Genomic DNA, 19,110 nt, shown 5'->3' with positions numbered 1-19,110 from the left:
ATGAATTTCAGCAAACTTTCGTGAACCTGCAAACTTTTGATGTTAATAAATAAAATGACTGTTCACGGAACATACGACAACCATTTTTTTATTTCGAAGTATACTGCATTTGACGAATACTTTTCGTGTGAAGTTTGCTTGCCAATATTCACAGCGTAAAAGAACTTAACGTCATATAAAAACTGTTTCTCTGACTAAAGTGGGCCTGTGGGTCTCCGAACATTACGGGCGCCAATTACTTTCATACACCTTGCTTAGAAAACTAAAATACACCCCCGTACTTTTATTATCACAACTACCGTTCTGGCTGATCTACATTTTGTCAGATGTCTCTTTCTTTTTCCTTTACTATCTCGCTGGATACAGAAAGGCGATTGTAAGAAAAAACCTTACTGCTTCATTCCCTGAAAAGGCTATCGCTGAAATCATTGTAATTGAAAAAGCTTTTTACAGGCACTTCACTGATCTTATCTTCGAGTCGGGCAAATTCCTTTCAGTTGGCGGGAAGACGATCAAGCAGCGGTTTCAAGTCCTAAACCCTGAAGTCTTCGAAGGTTTTTTCAAGCAAGGAAGGAGCCTGATTATGTACACGGCACATTATGGCAACTGGGAATGGCTGGCAGCTATACCGCTCTCGCTCTCGCATAAGATTGTCACATTCTATCAGCCGCTGAGATCGGCCTATTATGAGGCATTGATGAAGGACACAAGGGAGCGATTCGGAGCGCTGGCTGTGCCCTCAAAAAAGGGATACAAAACAGTGGTTGAACTTGGCTCTCAAGGTGTAGTTTCAGTCACCTGCATTATTGGCGACCAAAGGCCAAAAAGAAACAGCAGCCGTCACTGGGTAAAGTTCCTGAACCAGGACACTCCATTTTTGATTGGTGCCGACAGGATCGCCCGCAAAACAAACTATCCCGTCTTCTTCCCTTTAATGAAGAAAACTTCCAGAGGGCACTACACCCTTGAATTCGTAAAAGTGATTGAAAACCCCAACGAAGCGACGGCCGAAGAAATAATTGAACGGTATGCTGCCATACTTGAGAAGGCCATTGTGGAAGTCCCTCACCTGTGGCTCTGGTCACATAACAGGTGGAAGCTAAAAAGAGAAGAAAATGAGTAGCAAGTGATGCGCTCGTTCTTGCTACTGCTCGATTTTATACCATCGAATATTTCTCCGCAGCGGCTCCTTTAAAAGATGCCCTGGGCTTAAGGTTCAGCACCTGAAACATTTGCTTGTCGGCGTCGACTTCGGGATTAGGCGTGGTAAGGAGCTTGTCGCCGGCGAATATTGAGTTGGCTCCGGCTAGAAAGCAAAGTGCTTGCTCTTCCATGGTCATGCTTACCCTCCCTGCAGAAAGCCGTACCATAGCCTTAGGCATAATGATTCTGGCGGTAGCTATCATGCGAATCATATCCCAAACCGGCACTCGCTCCTGATCTTCCAAAGGCGTTCCCTCCACAGCCACCAGTGCATTCACAGGCACACTCTCCGGGTGTTCCGGCAATGTCGACAGCGTGTGGAGCATCCCCACCCGGTCGAGGTGCGATTCGCCCATGCCAATGATGCCACCAGAGCAAACAGAAATTTTTGCCGTCCGCACATTTTCCAGGGTATCCAGCCTGTCTTTGTATGTCCTTGTGGTGATGATATCTTCGTAGGCCTCTTCGCTGGTATCCAGATTGTGATTGTATGCGTACAAGCCAGCCTCCTTCAGGCGCTTCGCCTGAGACTCGGTGATCATCCCAAGTGTGCAGCACACTTCCATGCCCATTTGGCTCACACCCTTGACCATTTCTATCACCTTGTCAAAATCCTTGTTGTCTCTTACTTCTCTCCAGGCAGCCCCCATACAAAATCTGGTGCTTCCGTTCTCTTTGGCAGCTTTTGCATTAGAAAGAACCTCGTCAACTTCCATTAACTTCTGCACCTTCACGTCAGTGTGATATCGTGCCGCCTGTGGACAATAAGAACAGTCTTCAGGACACCCCCCAGTCTTCACCGACAACAAAGTACAGACCTGCACCTCCTGTGCGTCGCTGTATTCTCTGTGGACGGTAGCCGCTCTGTAAATCAAGTCTAACATGGGAGAGTTGTAAATCTCCTCTATTTCTCCTCTGGTCCAGTTGTTTCTTAGTTCGGTCATTCCCTGATAGCGTAGGTTCAGTTATTTGATTTCAAATGAATAAGGCATGCGTGCCTGAATACCCTCATAGTGCTGCAAATCTCTGATTTCTTTCACATAAGGGGCAAGCATACCATAGTTATTTTTGATTGATCTGGCTTCCATTTCGTTAGAAGCACTTGAAAACATCTCTTCAAAGAAGTTCTTCTGCTTAGGGTAGAAACTCAACAGATAATCGTCGCCCAGCTCAGCCTTGTCAGCAGCAATTTTAACTGCGTCGTCAAAACTTCCCAGCAGGTCAACCAGGCCAAGCTCATGGGCTTGAATGCCCGTCCAAACTCTTCCGCCAGCCAACTCCTTCAGCTTTTCTATAGGTAAGTGCCTCGCTTCCGCTGCCTTCGATGTAAAGGTTTCATAGCCTTCGTTCACACCGTCCTGGATAATTTGTTTCTCAAAGTCACTCAACGACCTTGTTACAGTCATTATATCTGAATATTCGCCTGTTTTTACCACATCGAAAGTAATACCCAGCTTGTTTTCAAGAAACTTCTCCATGTTGAACATCATGCCGAAAATACCTATCGACCCTGTGATGGTATTTGGCTGAGCCACAATGGTATCGCAAGGCATGGAAAGATAGTAGCCACCTGAAGCCGCATAGTCGCCCATGGAGGCGATGATCGGCTTCTTCTCTTTCGTAAGCATGATTTCTCTCCATATAATATCCGAACCCGTAAGGCTTCCTCCCGGCGAATTAATGCGTAACACCACCGCCTTTATTCTATCGCTTTCCCGGGCGTTTCTTATTTCCCGGGCAAATTTCTCGGCTCCAATTTGGCCATCTTCTCCCTCTCCCATCAAGATTTCACCTTCTGCAACTATTATCGCAATCCTGTTCTTCGAAATTTCATCTGGCGAAATTGACTTCTTATACTTTTTCCACGAAATGAATGAAATATCAGCACTCTCTTCTATTCCAAGTTTTATCTTGAGCAGGGTTTTCATTTCGTCCTCATAGGCCACTTTGGTAGCCAGGCCATAGTCAACAGCGTCAGCCACTCTTCTCACCTTCATTTCAGATGAAATCTCCTTCAACTTTTCGGCTGGGACGTTTCTTGCTTCGGCAATGTCCGCAAGGAAGGTATCGTGAGCAGAGTTCAAAAAAGATTTGATCTGAAGCTCATTCTCAGGACTCATGTCTTTGCGGATGAAGGGTTCTATCGCCGACTTAAACTCTCCTACTCTGAACACAAGTGGCTCAATTTCCAGCTTGTCAAGTGTGCCCTTAAAAAACGAAATATTGGCGCTAAAACCATTAAATTCAAGTGAACCTTGCGGGTTAACGTAGAGCTCGTCAGCTACTGACCCGATATAGTAGTCGCCTTCTGAAATGTAGTTTCCGTATGAATAGATAAACTTTCCTGATGTTTTGAAATCCAAAAGGGCATCTCTGACCTCTTTCAGGCTGGCAAAGCCTCCCGACAGGTAGCCATGCTCAATGTATATGCCTTTAATTTTATCATCTGTTTTTGCATTCTTTATAACTTTCAACAGATCAAGTACGCCGATATAGCTTGGCCCGCTATTTGGGAAAAACTCCTGAAACGGATCTTCCGGTGTACGTTCGCTTAAAATACCTCCTAATGGCAGGTAGAGGACAGAATTATCTTTCACTTCTACTGTTTCTTCCGAACTACTGGAAGCAATGCCAACAAGGATAAGTATGCCAAGGAAACTGAAGATAAAAAGGCCAAGGATAGTGGCTAACAAATTTCGAAGAAAGGCCATTGAGACAGTTTTTGATTTATTTTTGTTCTTTGCAAATCTAACAAGATTCACCTAAGTTAAGAGCACCGCTAAAATTATTCACCTCCATGGGCATTTTCCTTTTACTCGGTTCCAACCAGGGCGATCGTTTGGCTACCCTTTTGGAGGCAGGCCGAATGATAAACGAGCGAATAGGGCAGATGGTTCGAAGTTCATCTATTTACGCCACCCAGGCTTGGGGCCAGACTGACCAGGCTGATTTCCTTAACCAGGTGATTGAGATTGAAAGTGGTGTACGGGCTGAAGAGGTCTTGAATCAAGCGCTGGAAATTGAAAAGCATCTCGGCAGAAAGCGGATAGAAAAATGGGGGCCAAGGGTCATAGATATCGATATCTTGTACGTCAACGATGACGTAATCAACACAAATACGCTGGTGGTACCTCATCCACAAATTCCCTTCAGAAGGTTTACCCTCGCACCATTGGCCGAGATTGCGCCTGATTTTATTCACCCAACTTTAGGTAAAAATCAAACACAACTACTTAGTGAATGTCCCGACACATTGGAGGTGACAAAGTTATCAGACGCCACCGCCACAACATAAAATAAATATCCTCTGATACATTTTTCTTCTAACTTCGGCAGCTAACGAGGACGCATGGAATACTACGAATATCTGCTCATTGTAGCCGTCGGGTTTATAGCTGGCTTTGTCAACACGGTAGCTGGCGGAGGCTCATTGCTGTCGCTGCCAGTGCTGATTTTTCTTGGACTACCACCGGCAGTCGCCAATGCCACCAATCGGGTGGCCATCATGGGACAAAATATCTTTTCGGTGGCTGGCTTTCAAAGCAAGGGCGTATCCGCCAGACCCTATTCCTGGTGGCTGGCTGGCTCGTCTCTGATAGGTGGTGTCATTGGTGCATGGTTCGCCGTAGAAATTGATGCCGATCTTTTTAACCGCATTTTGGCCATCATCATGGTGCTGGTTGTGCTTTCCATCATTTTCGATTCGGTAGTCAAGAAAAAATCAACAGGTGAAAAGTTGGACTTCATGCACCAGCTTTGGGGAGTCGTTGCCTTCTTTTTTATTGGCATCTACGGTGGGTTCATTCAGGCCGGTGTAGGTTTTCTCACCATTGCCGCACTCACTCACATCAATGGGTTTTCGTTGGTAAAAGCCAATTTCGTCAAAGTATTTGCGGCATTGATCTATACCGGATCAGCGCTACTGGTTTTCATTATCGAAGACAAGGTAAATTGGACGTTGGGGCTGGTGCTCGCCGTGGGCAACAGCGCTGGTGGATGGATTGCGAGCCGCTGGTCGGTGGAGAAAGGCGACAAAGTGATTCGCATCTTCCTCGTGATTACCGTAATTGCGTTAGCCATTAAACTTTGGTTTTTTACCTGAAAGAAATGATAGCAGACAAAAAAAGCATTCGCTCTCACTACCCCCTTCTTAGCAACTCCACTTACCTCAATACAGCCAATGCTGGTGCCATGAGCCAGTCTACACTTCAAAAGGGAACCGACTACCTAACGGAATTCGCACAATATGCCAGTCAGAAACTGCCAAACTGGATGGGCGAAATGGAAGAAACCAGAACACTTTTCGCTGAGCTTCTTTATGCTTCGAACGAAGAAATTGGATTGGTTTGGGATACCTCGTACGGTATTTCCTGGGTTCAGCAAATGTTGCCGTCTGATCTGGAACTGGTTCTGGTAAAGCACGATTTTCCTTCGGTGACACTGCCATGGATTCACCACAGTCGAAAAATTCACTGGATTGACTGGGACATGAAAAGCCACATTGATCTGGAGGCCATCGAAAAAGCACTATCCGGCAAACCAAAGATATTGGCGATAAGCCATGTGCAGTACACCAATGGATACCGGGTAGATCTCGAAGCCATTTCTGCCATGTGCCAAAAGCACGGAGCGTTTCTCATTGTGGATGCTATTCAAAGCCTTGGTGTGATCCCCATCGACCTGCAAAAGGTGCATATTGATGTGCTGGCTGCCAGCAGCTACAAATGGTTGACTTCAGGTTACGGGGCTGGTGTTATTTACATCAACAAAGCATCGAGAAAGAAGCTGGCGCAGGGATCGCTCGGCCCTGGGAGTATGACGGATTTCCTAAAGAATCCGATCCCGGCTGAGAACCTCAAACAACTACCCCAAAGTCTTGAAGCTGGCCACCCCAAACCCCTTCTGATATTGATGCAGGGACAGGCAATGAAAGAGCTGAAAGCCATCGGGTGGCAAAACATCTACGAGGAGGTGAAGGCGCTTTCTGAAAAGCTGCACTCCGCTATTACTGAGGCCGGCTTCACTCCTATGGCTCCCAGGGACGAGAAAAGCTGGTCGGGCATTGTGTCGTTCGAATGCGACAAGTCACTACATCAAAAGCTGATTGACGAAAAAATCATCACTACCTACCGGCCAAATTACCTGCGGGCGGCTGTGCATTTTTATAATGAAGAGGGGGAGATTGACAAATTTAGAAAGGTCATAGCTACATAAACTTAGAAGAGTCTTCGTGCCTTGGTGTCTTTGTAGCACCCCTCTTCTAGTTATTCGTTTGCGAGACTTTGGTAGTAGTCAATAAGCCTCGCACTGGTCTTAGGCCAATTATACTTGTCAAGCACCGCCTTTTTACCATTCTCGCCCATTCTGGCAGCTTGTGACGGGTCTTCGGAAATACCTATTATCTGCCTGGCCAAATCCGCAGCACTCCCTCCCTCGTGAACCAATCCGCACTGGGCTTCCTGAACCACCCTCACCTGCGGCGGGCAATCACTGACAACCAATGGCTTACCCATAGCCATGTATTGAAAGATCTTATTAGCGAACGTTGTATCGTGGTGCAAATTTCGGTGGATGGGTGACACGCATACCGATGCAACGCTAATATAAGAGGGAAACAACGAGACATCCTGCCAGCCTTCAAAGCTCACATGCCGAGAAATACCTAGTTCTTCTGCACGTTGCATCAATTGGAGGTCTTCAGAGCTCTTACCAACGAGAATCAAACGGGCGTTCTTTACTGTTTCTAAAACAATAGGGAGTGCTTCAATAAGTTCCATGGTGCCACGCCTTAATCCAGTGTCGCCTACATACACTATGTTGAAAGTGTCTTTAAAGCGGTCGACGATTTGCTCTTCAATTGGATAGCTTAAAAAGATATCGGGGTGAATAGTGTTGGGCACTACCACCACTTTTCCAGGATCAATACCGGCGGAACGGACTGCTTCGTCCCGTGCCTCCTCTGTCACCAGCACTACCCTATCGGCTTCTCTCAGAAGCTGGTTTTGCGCCTTTTCCCACCTTGACAAATTGATGAGATATTTGCCAGGAAACTTCTTCAAATGTGGGTAAAACTGCATGATCACGGGCCTGTTCTCGTGCAGATCGAGCGTGAGTGGAAGACCGAACACTTTGTTGGCCCGAAAAGCAGCTCTCGCTAATACCATATCATGCACGTGCAGCGCTTGTATGTCATTCTTGGAAATGAAGTCGGCAATCATCGACTTCACCTTCTTGTGGAAAAAAGGGAAGTCATAGGCCACTGCCGAAGACTTATAAATCCATTTGTTCGCTGCGTATCTCTTGACTTTTATTCCATTCCAAACCTCCTGTCCCGCTCCCTTTTTGTACGCTAGCGAGAAAAGGAATACCTCGAAACCAGCTTCAATCAGACTTACCGCTTCATTCTCCACCCGGGAGTCGGGCGGAAAATCCTGATCAAGTAACATGCCTATTCTGAGTGGCGCCATTCCGGTTTGTTCTGGATAATTTGATAACTTCGAGCCGCAAAATACAAACAATGCAAACATCGCAAGCCAGGTACGAGCAGGCAAAAGAATTAGCAGCCAATTTTTTCTTCGTCAAACGAAACATCAAGGCACCGGCGGAAGCAGCTAAAGGTGCCAACTTCACTTACATATCGTATCGTTTGTTGCGCCCGGTGCTAAAGACTTACTACTGGATTTTCAAGCAGTTCAACCGCATGACATCGTGGACGTCGCCAGCTTCCATTGTCATTTTCAGGGAGTTGCTGACAAAAGACATGAAAGGTGTTGAGTTTGGCAGTGGAAAAAGCACCGCTTTTTTTGCGCAGCATCTCGGTCATCTCACTAGTATTGAGCACCACAAAGGCTGGCACGAAAAAGTGCAAGCCTGGATGAAAGAAAGAAATATCAGCAATGTCGATTATAGACTGGTTGAACCTGATGAAAAGGAAAAACCGTTTCCAGCACCCATGTTAAGTTACTTTCCCGAAGGGCTTGAAACCAAAAAAGGATTCGTCAACTACGTCAGCGAGCTACTTACTTTTGACGATAACTCCATCGACTTTCTGCTTGTTGACGGCCGTGCCCGCACCGAGTGTGCTTTGATTGGCATTCACAAACTGAAGTCGGGGGGCTTGCTTGTGCTGGACAATGCAGAGAGGGACTGGTACAAGCCGGTACATGAGGCTGTAAAAGACTGGCCATGCGTTTTCACCACCACAGGTCTCACAGACACCGTTATCTGGTTTAAACCTTAACCATGGGCGTAGTCATCCGGCAGAGCTTTATCACTACAGTGCTCACCTATGTGGGGGTGGTGATAGGCTACATCAACGTGCTCATCCTGTTTCCAAAATTTCTGACCCCAGAAGAAATTGGCCTGGTGAGGCTTATTCCAAGTGCAGCCTTTCTCCTGCTGCCGCTTGCACAGCTTGGTTTGGCGCAGTGCACTGTTCGCTACTACCCGGCCTTTGAGAAGAAAAAAAATGGCCCTGGCGAGTTGTTGGCCTTTGGGTTCATTGGGGTAACAGTCGGCTACCTGATCACACTTGTGCTTTACAATATTTTCCGGGAACCCATCACAGCCTATTTCGCTAAAGAGTCTGGACTGGTCAATGATTACCAGTGGGTGATCCTGGCTGTGCTGCTGGTCATGTCGTTTCAGGCGGTAGCAGAAGGGTATTCTCGTGCTTTGCTGAAAATTGTGGCCGCCAATTTTGCCAAGGAAGTGCTGGTGAGGATAGGCACGAGCATCACTGTACTCCTCTATGCCTTGAATATCATCACTTTTCCTGTCATGGTTTACACCATGATTGTTGTCTACGGCGTATCCCTGCTTTACCTGCTGGGCTACCTTGCCTACCGCAAGCAGCTTTCTCTCAAATTCTCCTTTTCCACTTTTGAGAGACCTCAACTGAAAGAAATGATGGTCTACAGCACGTATGCCTTGCTGGGCGCAGGTGGATCGTTTATTATCCTCAATATCGACCAAATCATGATCAGCGGGATGATTGGCCTGAGTTGGAATGGTATCTATACTACTGCCTTTTACATAGCGGTGGTGATCGAAATGCCACGCCGGGCACTGACACAGATTACGACACCGCTAATTTCCCGGGCTTTCGACAAGCATGATATGGTGGAAATTGACAAGTTGTACAAAAAGGTGTCCATCAACCAGATGATCGCTGGCTCGTTGCTCTACATAGGCATTGCGGCCAACCTGAATTCCATTTTTGCGCTGGTGCCCAACAACGAAGCCTTTATCCAGGGCATTACGGTGGTGAACATCATCGGGCTGGGCAAACTGCTGGACATGACCTTCAGCCTCAACGGTGAGATCATTGTGATGTCGAAGTACTTCCGGTTCAATGTGCTTTCGCTGGTTATACTCGCCGTGCTTGCCGTCATGCTCAACCAATGGCTCATTCCACTCTACGGCATCGATGGTGCCGCCTGGGCATCAGCCATCTCTCTGCTACTCTACAATTTGGTCAAAATGACTTTTGTATGGGTAAAACTGGGTGTTCAGCCATTTACTTTCAAGAATCTAGGGATGGTTGTCATTTCAGCATTGGTTCTACTGGCGGGCATCTACCTTCCCTCCTTCTCAAATGTATTTTTGGATATTTTTGTCCGATCCACAATGATTACGATCCTATTTGGCGGGGCCGTCCTTCTTTTTAGAATTTCACCGGATGTGAATGAACTAGTAAAGGTGGTTTGGAGTAGACTTAGGTCGTAACGCTCCAGCAGAATCCGTGGTTTGAAAACGAGCTAATCCCCAAGCCAAAAATTACGTTTATCAGTTATGAGTTAACCTACAGAAAATGAACATACAGCCGCTGTTTGATTATATCGCCAGGTATGTGGCATTGACTATCGAAGAGCAAGAGCTACTTCTCGCAAACGTAAATCGGCGACGGTACCTGAAAGGCCAATACATTGTGCAGCAAGGAGATATCTGCCAATTTGAAAACTTTGTCTTATCGGGCTGTGTGAAGTCCTTTTACACAGACCCGGAAGGTCACGAGCATATTGCCATGTTTGCAATAGAAAACTGGTGGGTAACTGATTTGGGTAGCTTTATCAAGCAAAGGCCTGCCGACTACAATGTGCTATGCTTGGAAAATACGGAGTTGGTTCAATTCCATCATGAAAAACTTGAAGCACTTTACCAGAAAATTCCATCGCTTGAACGATTCTTTAGGATCATCATTCAAAATGCTTTTGTGGCCTCGCAAGATAGAATAGTGCAAAGCATGAGCGTTCCTGCCAGGGAAAGGTACCTGGCCTTTCGGCAAAAGTATCCGCAAATAGAGCGGCGTGTGCCACAGTATATGGTCGCTTCCTACCTCGGAATCACCAAGGAGTTTTTAAGCAAAATTCGCAGCCAGCTCATTCACGAACAGTAGAGCCTATTAACCTAGTTTAACATCCCTTTTTAATCTGGTTTATTTTCCACCAGCATCGCCTGCCGGAACTTTGTGCCACACAAAAACACAAAGTGATATGTCAACATTATTGGAAAAAATCAGCGACCTGAACGATCTGATTCTTCAGGGCAAAGCCATGGAAGCATTCGAAAGGTACTACCATGAGGATGTAGTGATGCAGGAAAATGAAACGAAGCCCACTGTGGGTAAGACCGCAAACAGAAAGCGGGAAGAAGAGTTTTTCGGAGCGATCATCGAATTCAGAGGAGCCAGACCATTGAAAGTGACCATAGGAGAAAACTCAACAATGGTAGAATGGCACTACGACTACACACACCGGGAGTGGGGCGTGCGCAACTACACACAGGTCTCCGTTCAAGAGTGGAAAAACGGACAGATCGTTCGGGAGAAATTCTATTATGGATCCTAAAGCACAGTGCTATGAAAACGAAGTTATTTCAAACAACAAGCTCGTGGACCAACCTGGTTCTCAGGCTTTTACTAGCTGGAGTCATTTTTCCTCATGGAGCACAAAAGCTGTTCGGTTGGTTTGGCGGCTATGGCTTCGAAGGTACCATGGTTTACTTTACCGAGACCGTTGGCTTGCCCTGGCTGCTCGGCTTTCTGGTAATACTCCTGGAGGCATTAGGCTCTATTGTTCTACTGGCCGGTTTTGCCACAAGAATTTTGGCTGCCTCCTACATTTTGCTTGCGATAGGAATTGTTATCACCTCTCACTTGCAATATGGTTTTTTTATGAACTGGTATGGAAATCAGCCTGGTGAAGGGATTGAGTTCTTCATCCTGTGGCTGGGAATGAGTATTGCTCTGCTCCTTTCTGGAGGTGGCAGATACTCTGCCGACAAATACTTGTCCCGTGTAATAACTGAGCAGGCCCATTCCTATTAAAAACAGATGCTGGTTTTGAGGCTGACGACTCAAAACCAGCATTTACAAATTTTACCAAAGCCCCAGCTCCCAGGGGTACATAAACAGATAGTGGCTAACAGCAATCAGAAGATACATCCTGAAAAAGGGATTCTTCCTGAAGACCACTAACACGGCCAACAGAATCATTAAAACTATTCCATTAAAAGAGAATGCGTTCAGGGCAGCGGACAAAACCTCGCTACTGGCCAGCGCCGATAGCAGGTTAATGAGTGTTATAAGGCCGATAGAAAAAAAGGCCGCCACTCTCATATTGCCTTCCTGTGACCTCACTGCAACAATGGCTCCAGCGATTGGCCAAAAGGCAACCATGAGCCCGGCCCGAACTGGCAAACTCAAAAAGCCCATCAGCGCTGGCAGGAGGAAGCAGATGATGCTAACTGAAAGCCCGACTGAGTAGATCAACGTCGGTTTTTCACTCGTTTTATAAGTATGCCAAGCTAGTGCATGGAAATGTAGCCCGGCAGTAGCAATGGTAATAACCAACAAAATTCGAGACATAAAGTCTTCGTATTCCAACAAAAGCGAAGGTATTCGGATCACAAACACGGCACCAAACAATATGAAAATGAATCTTTCAATAGCCGACGTATACCTCTCGTGAAGCCAGGGCAACAGATAGTTTCCGCTACCTCTCAGGTAGAAAAAAGAACCAGAGAAAGATAAACACAGCGTCACCACTGCCATTGTCCTCAGCTCAATAGCTCCTGGCAGGTGCAGGATCTGAAATGTAAATGAGGCCAAAAACAGCAACACTCCTGTCAGGATTGCTACAAGCAGCCAGCCCCCCCTCTTCTCTTTATTAGCTATCATGCCAAAAGTAGATCCACTCACTAGCGCAAGTGCAATGGCTACAAATGATCCGATGAGCATTTGCCCGGAGCCCGGGAACTTCATCAGCTTAAACACAGATCCTGCGAAAAGCAGGAAAAATGAAAGATAGGCGAACCACTTCGAGAGTGATTCCTTTTTGTTTATTGTTTCCATGGTTTCAATTTGAATTGCTTGAATTTGTTTCGGGGGTAGTTCCTTAGTGATCGCCAGCCAGGCAGCATCAAAAGATTGCCCTGACACAATCAGCTTTTCTATATCGCAGCTGACATGATCAAGCATCTCATCCTGCAGGGGCTTGTAGGTCATCCCCTGACGGCCAAGATAATCTCTGATAGCCTCAAGCTGCTGTTCACTCAAACGCCCCATGTTTCAAGGCTTATGTTTGGCGCAGGAAGCAATATGTTTTTCAACGTTTCGGTGAATTTCTGCAACTCCGACACTTTTACCCTGGCCAACTCAACGCCCTGAGGTGTAAGCGAATAGTACTTTCTGGCACGTCCGTCCACCACCTCGGTTTCGGCAACCAGCAACCCCTCATTCTCCAGCTTGTAGAGCACAGGGTAAAGAGCACCATAGGTAAGTTTGATCTCGCTGGCAGAAAGCTCCTCCACTTTCTGGCTGATCTCATACCCATACATTTGCTTGTTTTCGGCAAGGAGCTTCAGAATAATCGTCTTAAGCGTGCCTTTTATAAATTCAGATGATGACATTGTTATATATTTAATTTTCTTAAATATATATAATCTAAAATAAAAACACAAATATGACGCTCATATTTCGACACCAGACTATCAACGGCAAGCTCTTAAAAGGACACATCTTCAATTACCTGTGATCCGTCGTTTCTCTGGTAGTGTTCATCGAAACAACGGTTACCAGGCATTCTGGAGGGGTATAAACTGTCAAAACAAACTATCTATACTATGAACTGGCTAACGAAACTTTTCTCAAAAAAATCAAATAACCAACTGGTAATGAAATTCTCTAAAGAGGACAACACGTGGTTGGTGATGAAGGGGTATGATATTCTATATATGGGTAACGAACCACAATGCAATGCTTATTTGTGGAATCACGTATCGAAGTAATTCGCTTTTAAAACATCAATAGTCGGTCATTGATTGGCTATCGATCTGGTTAATTAGTTTGAAGTCCATACCTGCCCTTCGGGGATCAACAGGTATGGCTTTTTGTTTTCGTTTCTCATCCATACGTTGCCTGTCAGCTTGAGCAACTCCTTTTCTGCTCGATCGGGTTGTCGCATGGGTCTGTCGATGTCAAATTCCACTTCGTCGAAACCTCGCTTACCTCTGCTTTACGCACCGTATTAATAGACAAATCAACTACTTAGTGATATGTCCTGGCTACCCGCAGTTCTTACAAAGATATTAAAGCCAAAAAATGAACTTAGGCTGAAGTTTTCAAAGGATGACAATGTATGGCTTGTAATGAAGGAGCACTCAATCCTATTCATAGGAGACGAGATGCAATGCAACATCTACATGAGAAATTTCACACGAAAGTGACATCTTCCTAAGAGGAGCCCCAAATAGTACAGCCTTTAACCAAAGTAATCTTTGAACCCAAACCCCTGGCTCGATGCCTTAGCTGGCAGGCAGGCTCCGCTTTTTGGAATTATCTACCTGAAAAACACAAAAAATAATTTTAATAGTACCAATTTTTACTACGTCGTCGCATATCCCGGCTCTATCGACACCTACTTCGTATTCGTCGAAACAAAATTTCTCACTCCCTTTTCCTCCGTATAATTGAATAACCAAACAAAAAATATCATGAACTGGTTTTCAAAAGTGCTCGCTCAGGTGTCAAAATCAAAAGATCAGCTTACGCTGAAATTCTCAAAGGACGACAATACCTGGTTGGTAATGAAAGAGTACTCGATCATGTTTATTGGAAGCGAAACAGCGTGTAATACATATATGAGGAATTTTGCTTCAAAGTAAAGTCCTCGTTGAAGAAATCTTTAGCTGACCAACGACGGCTATCGATCTGGTTTATTAGTTTGGAGTCCATGCCTGCCCTTCGGGATCAACAGGTGTGGGCTTCTTTTTTTGTGCCATGTGACGATAATCATAAAAAGGTACTTCGCTGCTTTATATACTTGTATCAGCATTTGAAAAAGCCGTAAAGCATGAAGAGGGACATTACTTCCAGGGCAGACATTGAAAAACTGGTTGATCAGTTCTACAGCAAAGTGAGAATCGACAATACGATAGGGTACATTTTCACTGACATCGCCGCACTTGATTTTGCCAGGCACATGCCCACTATGTATAAATTCTGGGAGACGACCCTGCTGGGCCTCATGTCATACAAGGGCAATCCCATGTCAGTCCACATTCAATTAGACAAGAAAGAGCCGTTGAAAAAAGAACACTTCGACCGATGGCTGGAACTATGGACGGCCACAGTGGACGACCTCTTCGAAGGGCTAAAGGCTGAAGAAGCCAAAACCAGAGCCTCACAAATCCGCTACCTCATGCAATACAAGGTGGAGCAAAGCAGGTAGTTATCTAGCCTCTGAAATTATTTAATGTGTGGACGACCTTCTGCACTTCATCATCAGTTAGCTCTGGAAACATAGGAAGCGAAAGAATGCGGCTTTTGTTGTCTTCGAAATGCATCTTTGAACTGATGCAGGATCGATAGTATATTCTCCGGGAAGGGCGTCAGCGAAGACAGGCGAGGCCCCCACATTGATGACCGACTCTGCAAGGGAAACCCAGGTATTGGCAGGAACAATTACTTCGTCACCGGCTTTTATACCCGTAGCCTTCAATGCCAACTCCAGGGCGTCGGTGCCATTTCCGCAGCCAATGCAGTGCTTCACGCCCAAATACTCTCCAAACTCCTTTTCAAAAGCTTTAACCTCCTCGCCAAGAACAAACCAGGTCTTGCTCACCACCCTGTTATAGGCCTCGTCAAGGCTGGCTCTAAGCTTTTGATGTTGCCTGCTGATATCAAAATGTGGGATTGTATTCATCATATATAGTCGGGCTAAACCCTGCGTCAACGATTGTTATCAACAAAAATTTCGAACAACCTGTTTGAAAGCTTCATAGCGAGGCTTCTTCTGGCATATTTATCGAAATGCGTGGGTGCAAATGGTCGGTCAGTTTTGAAATCGGCAAATCGTCTTTCCAATTCTCGCCTAATGCCAACCTTGTCGTTAAACCCAAGGCATACACCTGCCCCGGTATCCCCTATTATCCTTGCAACATCCCCAGCGGAGTCGCCAATAGCCAAAATCGGTCGCTTGGCCTCCAGGTATTCAAAAAACTTTCCGGGTATGTGGCCTTTTGCATTGCCGGAATCATTCATTACCAGCAATTGAACCGTGCTGGTTTTCATCGCTCGTCTTGCACTTCCATGCGACAGGTAGCCATCAACAACCAGCTTACCCTTCAACTCGGGGAAAGCCTCGATAGATGCAATCACCTGATCACTAAGAATACCTGCCAGGTAAATTTCCAAACCAGCAGCAAACTCCCTGTTTTCAACGCATAACTCCGACAGCACTTCCCACAGCACAACAGGATTTCTCATTTCATTGAGCATGCCAATATGTGCAAGCCTGAATTTTCCTCCTGGCACCGTCGCCTTTTCAATGTCCAAAGAATGCTCGTCGTACCCATTCGTCAATACAAACGTTTTAGTGGCGCCCAATCGGACAAAATCAGCCGCCCAGCTATCACTCACCGTTATGAGCAAATCACAGTTTTTGATTACTTTTCGTTCTAACAAACCGTGGCGTTTCCGAGCCCACCCCTTCACCCCAAGCTTGTCGAGAATGTCCCATTCTGACCACGGATCTCTGAAATCGGCTACCCACTTTACCCCCGTCTTTTTTTGGAGATTCATGCCAATCAAATGCATACTGTGCGGAGGCCCTGTGGTGATGACCAGGTCAATGTCATTACTCTTAATCATTGGTGCCAGAAAGCGAACCGACGGCCTCACCCAAAAGACCCTGGGGTCGGGAATAAAAAAAGTAGCTCTGGCCCAAATAAGGAGCGTATCAAGAAGGCCTTTCTTCTTTTTCTCAAGCACTTGCCCCTGCCTGGGCTGCCCTTCCTTACCGAAGTACTTTAGTGGCTCCCAAATCGGAAACTTCCAAACCTCCAGATTGCCAGCCACTTCCCTTGTTAGTGTGTCATCCTTGAGGCTGAATGCCGGGTTTTCCGGAGTGAAAATGATGGGCTCTACACCAAATTCCGGGAGATGACTGGAAAGCTTGAGCCATCTCTGAACACCCCCTCCTGCGCTTGGGGGCCAATAGTAAGTAACTATCAATACTTTCAGTTTTTTCATCCAGGCTACGCTAAGAATAAGCAAACATACAAAAAGAGACCATTGGCCATTTCAAGATTAATAGTAGATTTGCCACGCATTAGCGAAAAGCGCTAGAAATTTATCTTTTTGTGCCTACCTTAGAATGTTAGAAGTCTCTCTTTTCAGAAGGTTGGCGAGCTAAGCGCAAACAAATGGTTTTTTAATGAAGAAAATAGCTGTATTTACTTCGGGTGGTGATGCACCTGGCATGAATGCTTGTATAAGGTCTGTTGTTAGAAGTGCCCTTTATCATGAACTTGAAATCTACGGAATCAAGTATGGGTACAACGGAATGATCGAAGGTGACATCTACAAAATGAAATCCTATTCCGTTAGCAACATTGTTCAAAGAGGTGGCACGATACTCAAATCGGCCAGAAGCAAAGAGTTCATGACCAAGGAAGGTCGCAAGAAGGCTTATGAGCAGCTTTCGTCGAGAGGAATAGAAGGCCTGATTGCCATTGGTGGAGACGGTACCTTTACCGGTGCTAATATCTTCTTTGAGGAATATGGCATTCCGGTGGTGGGTGCGCCAGGCACAATTGACAATGACTTATTCGGTTCAGATTATACTATTGGCTTTGATACTGCTGTAAATACTGCCCTCGAAGCCATTGATAAAATACGTGATACGGCCATGTCGCACGACAGGGTCTTTTTCATAGAAGTAATGGGACGGCACTCAGGCTACATTGCGATCCAGTCAGGTATAGGTGGTGGTGCCGAATTGGTGATGGTGCCTGAAACTTCTACTACCATCAACGAAGTCATAAATACGCTGCAGAAAGGTAAAGATGCTCAGAAAACCTCTTCCATTGTGGTGGTAGCCGAGGGAGGTGAAGAAGGGAATGCTCATGAGATTGCTGCCAAAGTAGCGGCGCATTTGCCAAAAGCTGACATCAGAGTTTCCACGCTCGGTCACATTCAAAGAGGCGGTAACCCCACTGCTTTTGACAGGATTCTTGCTTCCAGACTCGGGCTGGCGGCAGTAGAAGGCCTGCTCAACGGAGAGAAAAATGTAATGGTCGGTATTATCGACAAAGAAGTGGTATACACCAACCTAAAAATTGCCATCTCTAAGTCCAAGCCACTTGATCAGGACCTGATTCGGCTCGTCGAAATTCTTAGCATCTAATTGTCATGGGCTTTTTACCCATCTTCCTGACACTTTCTCTTTTTCTGATGCTTTGGGGCATGGTGGTCAGCCAGTTTCTTCGCTCTGAGAAAAAAAAGATACTCACCTCAACCAGTGAATTTGGGCTTTCCGGGAGCCTGGAAGTAGTTGACCAGAAACTGACTTCAGAAGACTCGAAAGAGCTTAGAAGCCTGAGAGCACAGATGTTTCGTTACAACAAGCTTATTTCCAGCTTCCCCTACCGGATTGTGGCCATGCTTATGAAGTTGAGGAAGTTCTAAACGTTAAGCCCGTTCTCACGAAGCATTTTGTAAACTTCTGCAGTTGCCAGCCGATCAAACCACTGAACCTCCGCATCTTTTCTAAACCAGGTCAGCTGCCTTTTTGCATACCTTCGTGAGTTACGCTTGAGCAGGCGAATAGCCTCTGCCTTGTCGTATTTGCCTTCCAGGTAGCCGAACACCTCCTGGTAACCCAGCGTTTGCAGCGACTGGAGATGCCTGCTGCCGAAAAACGCCGTAGCCTCCTCAAAAAGACTGTTGGCGATCATTTGATCCATGCGCAGATTGATCCGGTCATACAACTGCTGGCGCTCGGCGGTCAAGCCTATTTTTATCGTAGAAAACCGTCGCTCACTTTTACTTTGCCTGGCTCTGAAAGAGGAGAACGCTTTCCCTGTAGATTCAATTACCTCAGCTGCTCTCACAAGCCGCACAGGATTGTTCTTATCAACCTCCTGAAAAAACTCATGGTCGTGTTCCTCAACGAATTTTCTCACTTCCGAAAGACCATTTTCTGCCACATTCGCATTCCACTTCTCACGCACACCTTCTTTGATAACAGGCATTTCATCCATGCCATCGCACACCGCCTGCACATAAAGGCCCGATCCACCCACCATGATGGCTACGTCTCTCTTTTTAAAAACATCTGCAAGCACAGTCAGCGCATCTCTTTCGAACTGTCCAGCAGTGTACTCCTCGGCAATGGACAGGCTGTTAACAAAATGATGCTTTACCTCCTCAAGCATGAAAGGCTCGGGCTTTGCCGTGCCAATCTCCAGCTCCCGGTAAAACTGCCGGGAATCAGCCGAGACAATCTCAGTTGAGAGTTTTTTGGCCAGATCGAAAGCCAGGTCGGTCTTTCCAACAGCAGTTGGCCCTACTATTACAATCAGCTTTTTATCACTGCGACTCATTATTGGCATCCTTAAATCAGG

General features: G+C 46.0%; 22 protein-coding genes. 13 read left to right on the top strand and 9 right to left on the bottom strand.

What is annotated here, in order from left to right:
- The first annotated feature begins 250 nt into the window (after positions 1 to 250).
- Positions 251 to 1,123 carry a lysophospholipid acyltransferase family protein gene (locus tag RIG68_RS11665; protein WP_350122272.1) on the top strand — a complete coding sequence of 291 codons (873 nt, stop codon included), beginning with the start codon at positions 251 to 253 and terminating at the stop codon, positions 1,121 to 1,123.
- Between the two features lie 34 nt (positions 1,124 to 1,157).
- On the opposite strand, the gene bioB is transcribed toward RIG68_RS11665, so the two are convergent.
- Together bioB and sppA are read right to left on the bottom strand one after the other, a co-directional pair.
- A complete protein-coding gene (gene bioB, locus RIG68_RS11660) occupies positions 1,158 to 2,147 on the bottom strand; it encodes a biotin synthase BioB (protein ID WP_350122270.1) in 990 nt (329 codons plus the stop codon).
- A gap of 21 nt (positions 2,148 to 2,168) precedes the next feature.
- Complete coding sequence (gene sppA, locus RIG68_RS11655; RefSeq protein ID WP_350122268.1) at positions 2,169 to 3,914, bottom strand: signal peptide peptidase SppA; 1,746 nt, start codon at positions 3,912 to 3,914, stop codon at positions 2,169 to 2,171.
- An 86-nt stretch (positions 3,915 to 4,000) separates the two neighbouring features.
- Between sppA and folK the strand changes: the two genes are divergently transcribed.
- From folK to RIG68_RS11640, 3 genes are read left to right on the top strand one after another with little or no spacing between them, the layout of a single operon-like run.
- Complete coding sequence (gene folK / locus RIG68_RS11650) at positions 4,001 to 4,498, top strand: 2-amino-4-hydroxy-6-hydroxymethyldihydropteridine diphosphokinase (RefSeq protein WP_350122267.1); 498 nt, start codon at positions 4,001 to 4,003, stop codon at positions 4,496 to 4,498.
- A 54-nt stretch (positions 4,499 to 4,552) separates the two neighbouring features.
- Positions 4,553 to 5,305: a sulfite exporter TauE/SafE family protein gene (locus RIG68_RS11645; RefSeq protein ID WP_350122265.1), complete on the top strand. Its 753-nt coding sequence runs from the start codon at positions 4,553 to 4,555 to the stop codon at positions 5,303 to 5,305.
- Between the two features lie 5 nt (positions 5,306 to 5,310).
- The gene (locus RIG68_RS11640; protein WP_350122263.1) at positions 5,311 to 6,417 is read left to right on the top strand and encodes an aminotransferase class V-fold PLP-dependent enzyme; all 1,107 of its coding nucleotides are present in this window, start codon (positions 5,311 to 5,313) and stop codon (positions 6,415 to 6,417) included.
- Positions 6,418 to 6,467: 50 nt separating this feature from the next.
- Here RIG68_RS11640 and RIG68_RS11635 read toward each other — a convergent pair whose 3' ends face one another.
- Positions 6,468 to 7,670 carry a glycosyltransferase family 4 protein gene (locus tag RIG68_RS11635; protein WP_350122261.1) on the bottom strand — a complete coding sequence of 401 codons (1,203 nt, stop codon included), beginning with the start codon at positions 7,668 to 7,670 and terminating at the stop codon, positions 6,468 to 6,470.
- A 50-nt stretch (positions 7,671 to 7,720) separates the two neighbouring features.
- Between RIG68_RS11635 and RIG68_RS11630 the strand changes: the two genes are divergently transcribed.
- The 5 genes from RIG68_RS11630 to RIG68_RS11610 all read left to right on the top strand — a co-directional run bounded on the left by RIG68_RS11630 (position 7,721) and on the right by RIG68_RS11610 (position 11,530).
- Positions 7,721 to 8,443 carry a class I SAM-dependent methyltransferase gene (locus RIG68_RS11630; RefSeq protein ID WP_350122259.1) on the top strand — a complete coding sequence of 241 codons (723 nt, stop codon included), beginning with the start codon at positions 7,721 to 7,723 and terminating at the stop codon, positions 8,441 to 8,443.
- 2 nt (positions 8,444 to 8,445) lie between these two features.
- Positions 8,446 to 9,930, top strand: coding sequence for an oligosaccharide flippase family protein (locus tag RIG68_RS11625; RefSeq protein WP_350122257.1), 1,485 nt, complete (start codon positions 8,446 to 8,448; stop codon positions 9,928 to 9,930).
- An 85-nt stretch (positions 9,931 to 10,015) separates the two neighbouring features.
- Positions 10,016 to 10,600, top strand: a complete 585-nt coding sequence (locus RIG68_RS11620) for a Crp/Fnr family transcriptional regulator (protein ID WP_350122255.1) — start codon at positions 10,016 to 10,018, stop codon at positions 10,598 to 10,600.
- A 97-nt stretch (positions 10,601 to 10,697) separates the two neighbouring features.
- A complete protein-coding gene (locus RIG68_RS11615) occupies positions 10,698 to 11,051 on the top strand; it encodes a nuclear transport factor 2 family protein (protein ID WP_152000314.1) in 354 nt (117 codons plus the stop codon).
- Positions 11,052 to 11,062: 11 nt separating this feature from the next.
- Positions 11,063 to 11,530: a DoxX family protein gene (locus tag RIG68_RS11610; protein WP_350122253.1), complete on the top strand. Its 468-nt coding sequence runs from the start codon at positions 11,063 to 11,065 to the stop codon at positions 11,528 to 11,530.
- A gap of 51 nt (positions 11,531 to 11,581) precedes the next feature.
- Here RIG68_RS11610 and RIG68_RS11605 read toward each other — a convergent pair whose 3' ends face one another.
- The 3 genes from RIG68_RS11605 to RIG68_RS11595 form a co-directional block, all read right to left on the bottom strand.
- Positions 11,582 to 12,769 (bottom strand): hypothetical protein, encoded by a 1,188-nt coding sequence (locus RIG68_RS11605; protein ID WP_350122251.1) that lies wholly within the window; start codon positions 12,767 to 12,769, stop codon positions 11,582 to 11,584.
- Entirely contained in the window at positions 12,757 to 13,113 is a 357-nt protein-coding gene (locus RIG68_RS11600) for a PadR family transcriptional regulator (RefSeq protein ID WP_350122249.1), read from the bottom strand. Before RIG68_RS11600 ends, RIG68_RS11605 begins: the two co-directional genes overlap by 13 nt.
- A 431-nt stretch (positions 13,114 to 13,544) precedes the next feature.
- Positions 13,545 to 13,667: a hypothetical protein gene (locus RIG68_RS11595; protein WP_350122247.1), complete on the bottom strand. Its 123-nt coding sequence runs from the start codon at positions 13,665 to 13,667 to the stop codon at positions 13,545 to 13,547.
- A 529-nt stretch (positions 13,668 to 14,196) separates the two neighbouring features.
- Between RIG68_RS11595 and RIG68_RS11590 the strand changes: the two genes are divergently transcribed.
- Positions 14,197 to 14,367, top strand: a complete 171-nt coding sequence (locus RIG68_RS11590) for a hypothetical protein (RefSeq protein WP_317487773.1) — start codon at positions 14,197 to 14,199, stop codon at positions 14,365 to 14,367.
- A 188-nt stretch (positions 14,368 to 14,555) separates the two neighbouring features.
- Entirely contained in the window at positions 14,556 to 14,933 is a 378-nt protein-coding gene (locus RIG68_RS11585) for a group III truncated hemoglobin (RefSeq protein WP_350122245.1), read from the top strand.
- Between the two features lie 57 nt (positions 14,934 to 14,990).
- On the opposite strand, the gene RIG68_RS11580 is transcribed toward RIG68_RS11585, so the two are convergent.
- Together RIG68_RS11580 and RIG68_RS11575 are read right to left on the bottom strand one after the other, a co-directional pair.
- Positions 14,991 to 15,410: an aminotransferase class I/II-fold pyridoxal phosphate-dependent enzyme gene (locus tag RIG68_RS11580; RefSeq protein WP_350122243.1), complete on the bottom strand. Its 420-nt coding sequence runs from the start codon at positions 15,408 to 15,410 to the stop codon at positions 14,991 to 14,993.
- 23 nt (positions 15,411 to 15,433) lie between these two features.
- Complete coding sequence (locus RIG68_RS11575) at positions 15,434 to 16,735, bottom strand: glycosyltransferase (RefSeq protein WP_350122241.1); 1,302 nt, start codon at positions 16,733 to 16,735, stop codon at positions 15,434 to 15,436.
- Between the two features lie 184 nt (positions 16,736 to 16,919).
- On the opposite strand from RIG68_RS11575, the gene pfkA reads away from it, so the two are divergent.
- On the top strand, positions 16,920 to 17,891 hold the full coding sequence (gene pfkA, locus RIG68_RS11570; RefSeq protein WP_350122239.1) for a 6-phosphofructokinase: 972 nt from the start codon (positions 16,920 to 16,922) through the stop codon (positions 17,889 to 17,891).
- Positions 17,892 to 17,896: 5 nt separating this feature from the next.
- On the top strand, positions 17,897 to 18,172 hold the full coding sequence (locus RIG68_RS11565) for a hypothetical protein (RefSeq protein ID WP_350122237.1): 276 nt from the start codon (positions 17,897 to 17,899) through the stop codon (positions 18,170 to 18,172).
- Here RIG68_RS11565 and miaA read toward each other — a convergent pair.
- Positions 18,169 to 19,089, bottom strand: coding sequence for a tRNA (adenosine(37)-N6)-dimethylallyltransferase MiaA (gene miaA / locus RIG68_RS11560; protein ID WP_350122235.1), 921 nt, complete (start codon positions 19,087 to 19,089; stop codon positions 18,169 to 18,171). The genes RIG68_RS11565 and miaA overlap by 4 nt on opposite strands.
- Between the last annotated feature and the right edge of the window lie 21 nt (positions 19,090 to 19,110).

This window comes from Imperialibacter sp. (genome assembly GCF_040222385.1).
GTDB lineage: Bacteria > Bacteroidota > Bacteroidia > Cytophagales > Cyclobacteriaceae > Imperialibacter.
The sequence above is the reverse complement of the archived record's forward strand: the minus strand, read 5'-3'. Positions and strand labels throughout refer to the sequence as shown.

Bases quoted from the DNA above. Each gene is read 5' to 3' on its own strand.
- RIG68_RS11630 (WP_350122259.1), top strand. From the start codon at position 7,721: ATGCAAACATCGCAAGCCAGGTACGAGCAGGCAAAAGAATTAGCAGCC.
- RIG68_RS11640 (WP_350122263.1), top strand. From the start codon at position 5,311: ATGATAGCAGACAAAAAAAGCATTCGCTCTCACTACCCCCTTCTTAGC.
- RIG68_RS11595 (WP_350122247.1), bottom strand. From the start codon at position 13,667: ATGCGACAACCCGATCGAGCAGAAAAGGAGTTGCTCAAGCTGACAGGC.
- RIG68_RS11620 (WP_350122255.1), top strand. From the start codon at position 10,016: ATGAACATACAGCCGCTGTTTGATTATATCGCCAGGTATGTGGCATTG.
- sppA (WP_350122268.1), bottom strand. From the start codon at position 3,914: ATGGCCTTTCTTCGAAATTTGTTAGCCACTATCCTTGGCCTTTTTATC.
- RIG68_RS11585 (WP_350122245.1), top strand. From the start codon at position 14,556: ATGAAGAGGGACATTACTTCCAGGGCAGACATTGAAAAACTGGTTGAT.
- folK (WP_350122267.1), top strand. From the start codon at position 4,001: ATGGGCATTTTCCTTTTACTCGGTTCCAACCAGGGCGATCGTTTGGCT.
- bioB (WP_350122270.1), bottom strand. From the start codon at position 2,147: ATGACCGAACTAAGAAACAACTGGACCAGAGGAGAAATAGAGGAGATT.
- RIG68_RS11600 (WP_350122249.1), bottom strand. From the start codon at position 13,113: ATGTCATCATCTGAATTTATAAAAGGCACGCTTAAGACGATTATTCTG.
- RIG68_RS11625 (WP_350122257.1), top strand. From the start codon at position 8,446: ATGGGCGTAGTCATCCGGCAGAGCTTTATCACTACAGTGCTCACCTAT.
- RIG68_RS11605 (WP_350122251.1), bottom strand. From the start codon at position 12,769: ATGGGGCGTTTGAGTGAACAGCAGCTTGAGGCTATCAGAGATTATCTT.
- miaA (WP_350122235.1), bottom strand. From the start codon at position 19,089: ATGAGTCGCAGTGATAAAAAGCTGATTGTAATAGTAGGGCCAACTGCT.
- RIG68_RS11590 (WP_317487773.1), top strand. From the start codon at position 14,197: ATGAACTGGTTTTCAAAAGTGCTCGCTCAGGTGTCAAAATCAAAAGAT.
- RIG68_RS11610 (WP_350122253.1), top strand. From the start codon at position 11,063: ATGAAAACGAAGTTATTTCAAACAACAAGCTCGTGGACCAACCTGGTT.
- RIG68_RS11565 (WP_350122237.1), top strand. From the start codon at position 17,897: ATGGGCTTTTTACCCATCTTCCTGACACTTTCTCTTTTTCTGATGCTT.
- pfkA (WP_350122239.1), top strand. From the start codon at position 16,920: ATGAAGAAAATAGCTGTATTTACTTCGGGTGGTGATGCACCTGGCATG.
- RIG68_RS11645 (WP_350122265.1), top strand. From the start codon at position 4,553: ATGGAATACTACGAATATCTGCTCATTGTAGCCGTCGGGTTTATAGCT.
- RIG68_RS11580 (WP_350122243.1), bottom strand. From the start codon at position 15,410: ATGATGAATACAATCCCACATTTTGATATCAGCAGGCAACATCAAAAG.
- RIG68_RS11575 (WP_350122241.1), bottom strand. From the start codon at position 16,735: ATGAAAAAACTGAAAGTATTGATAGTTACTTACTATTGGCCCCCAAGC.
- RIG68_RS11615 (WP_152000314.1), top strand. From the start codon at position 10,698: ATGTCAACATTATTGGAAAAAATCAGCGACCTGAACGATCTGATTCTT.
- RIG68_RS11635 (WP_350122261.1), bottom strand. From the start codon at position 7,670: ATGGCGCCACTCAGAATAGGCATGTTACTTGATCAGGATTTTCCGCCC.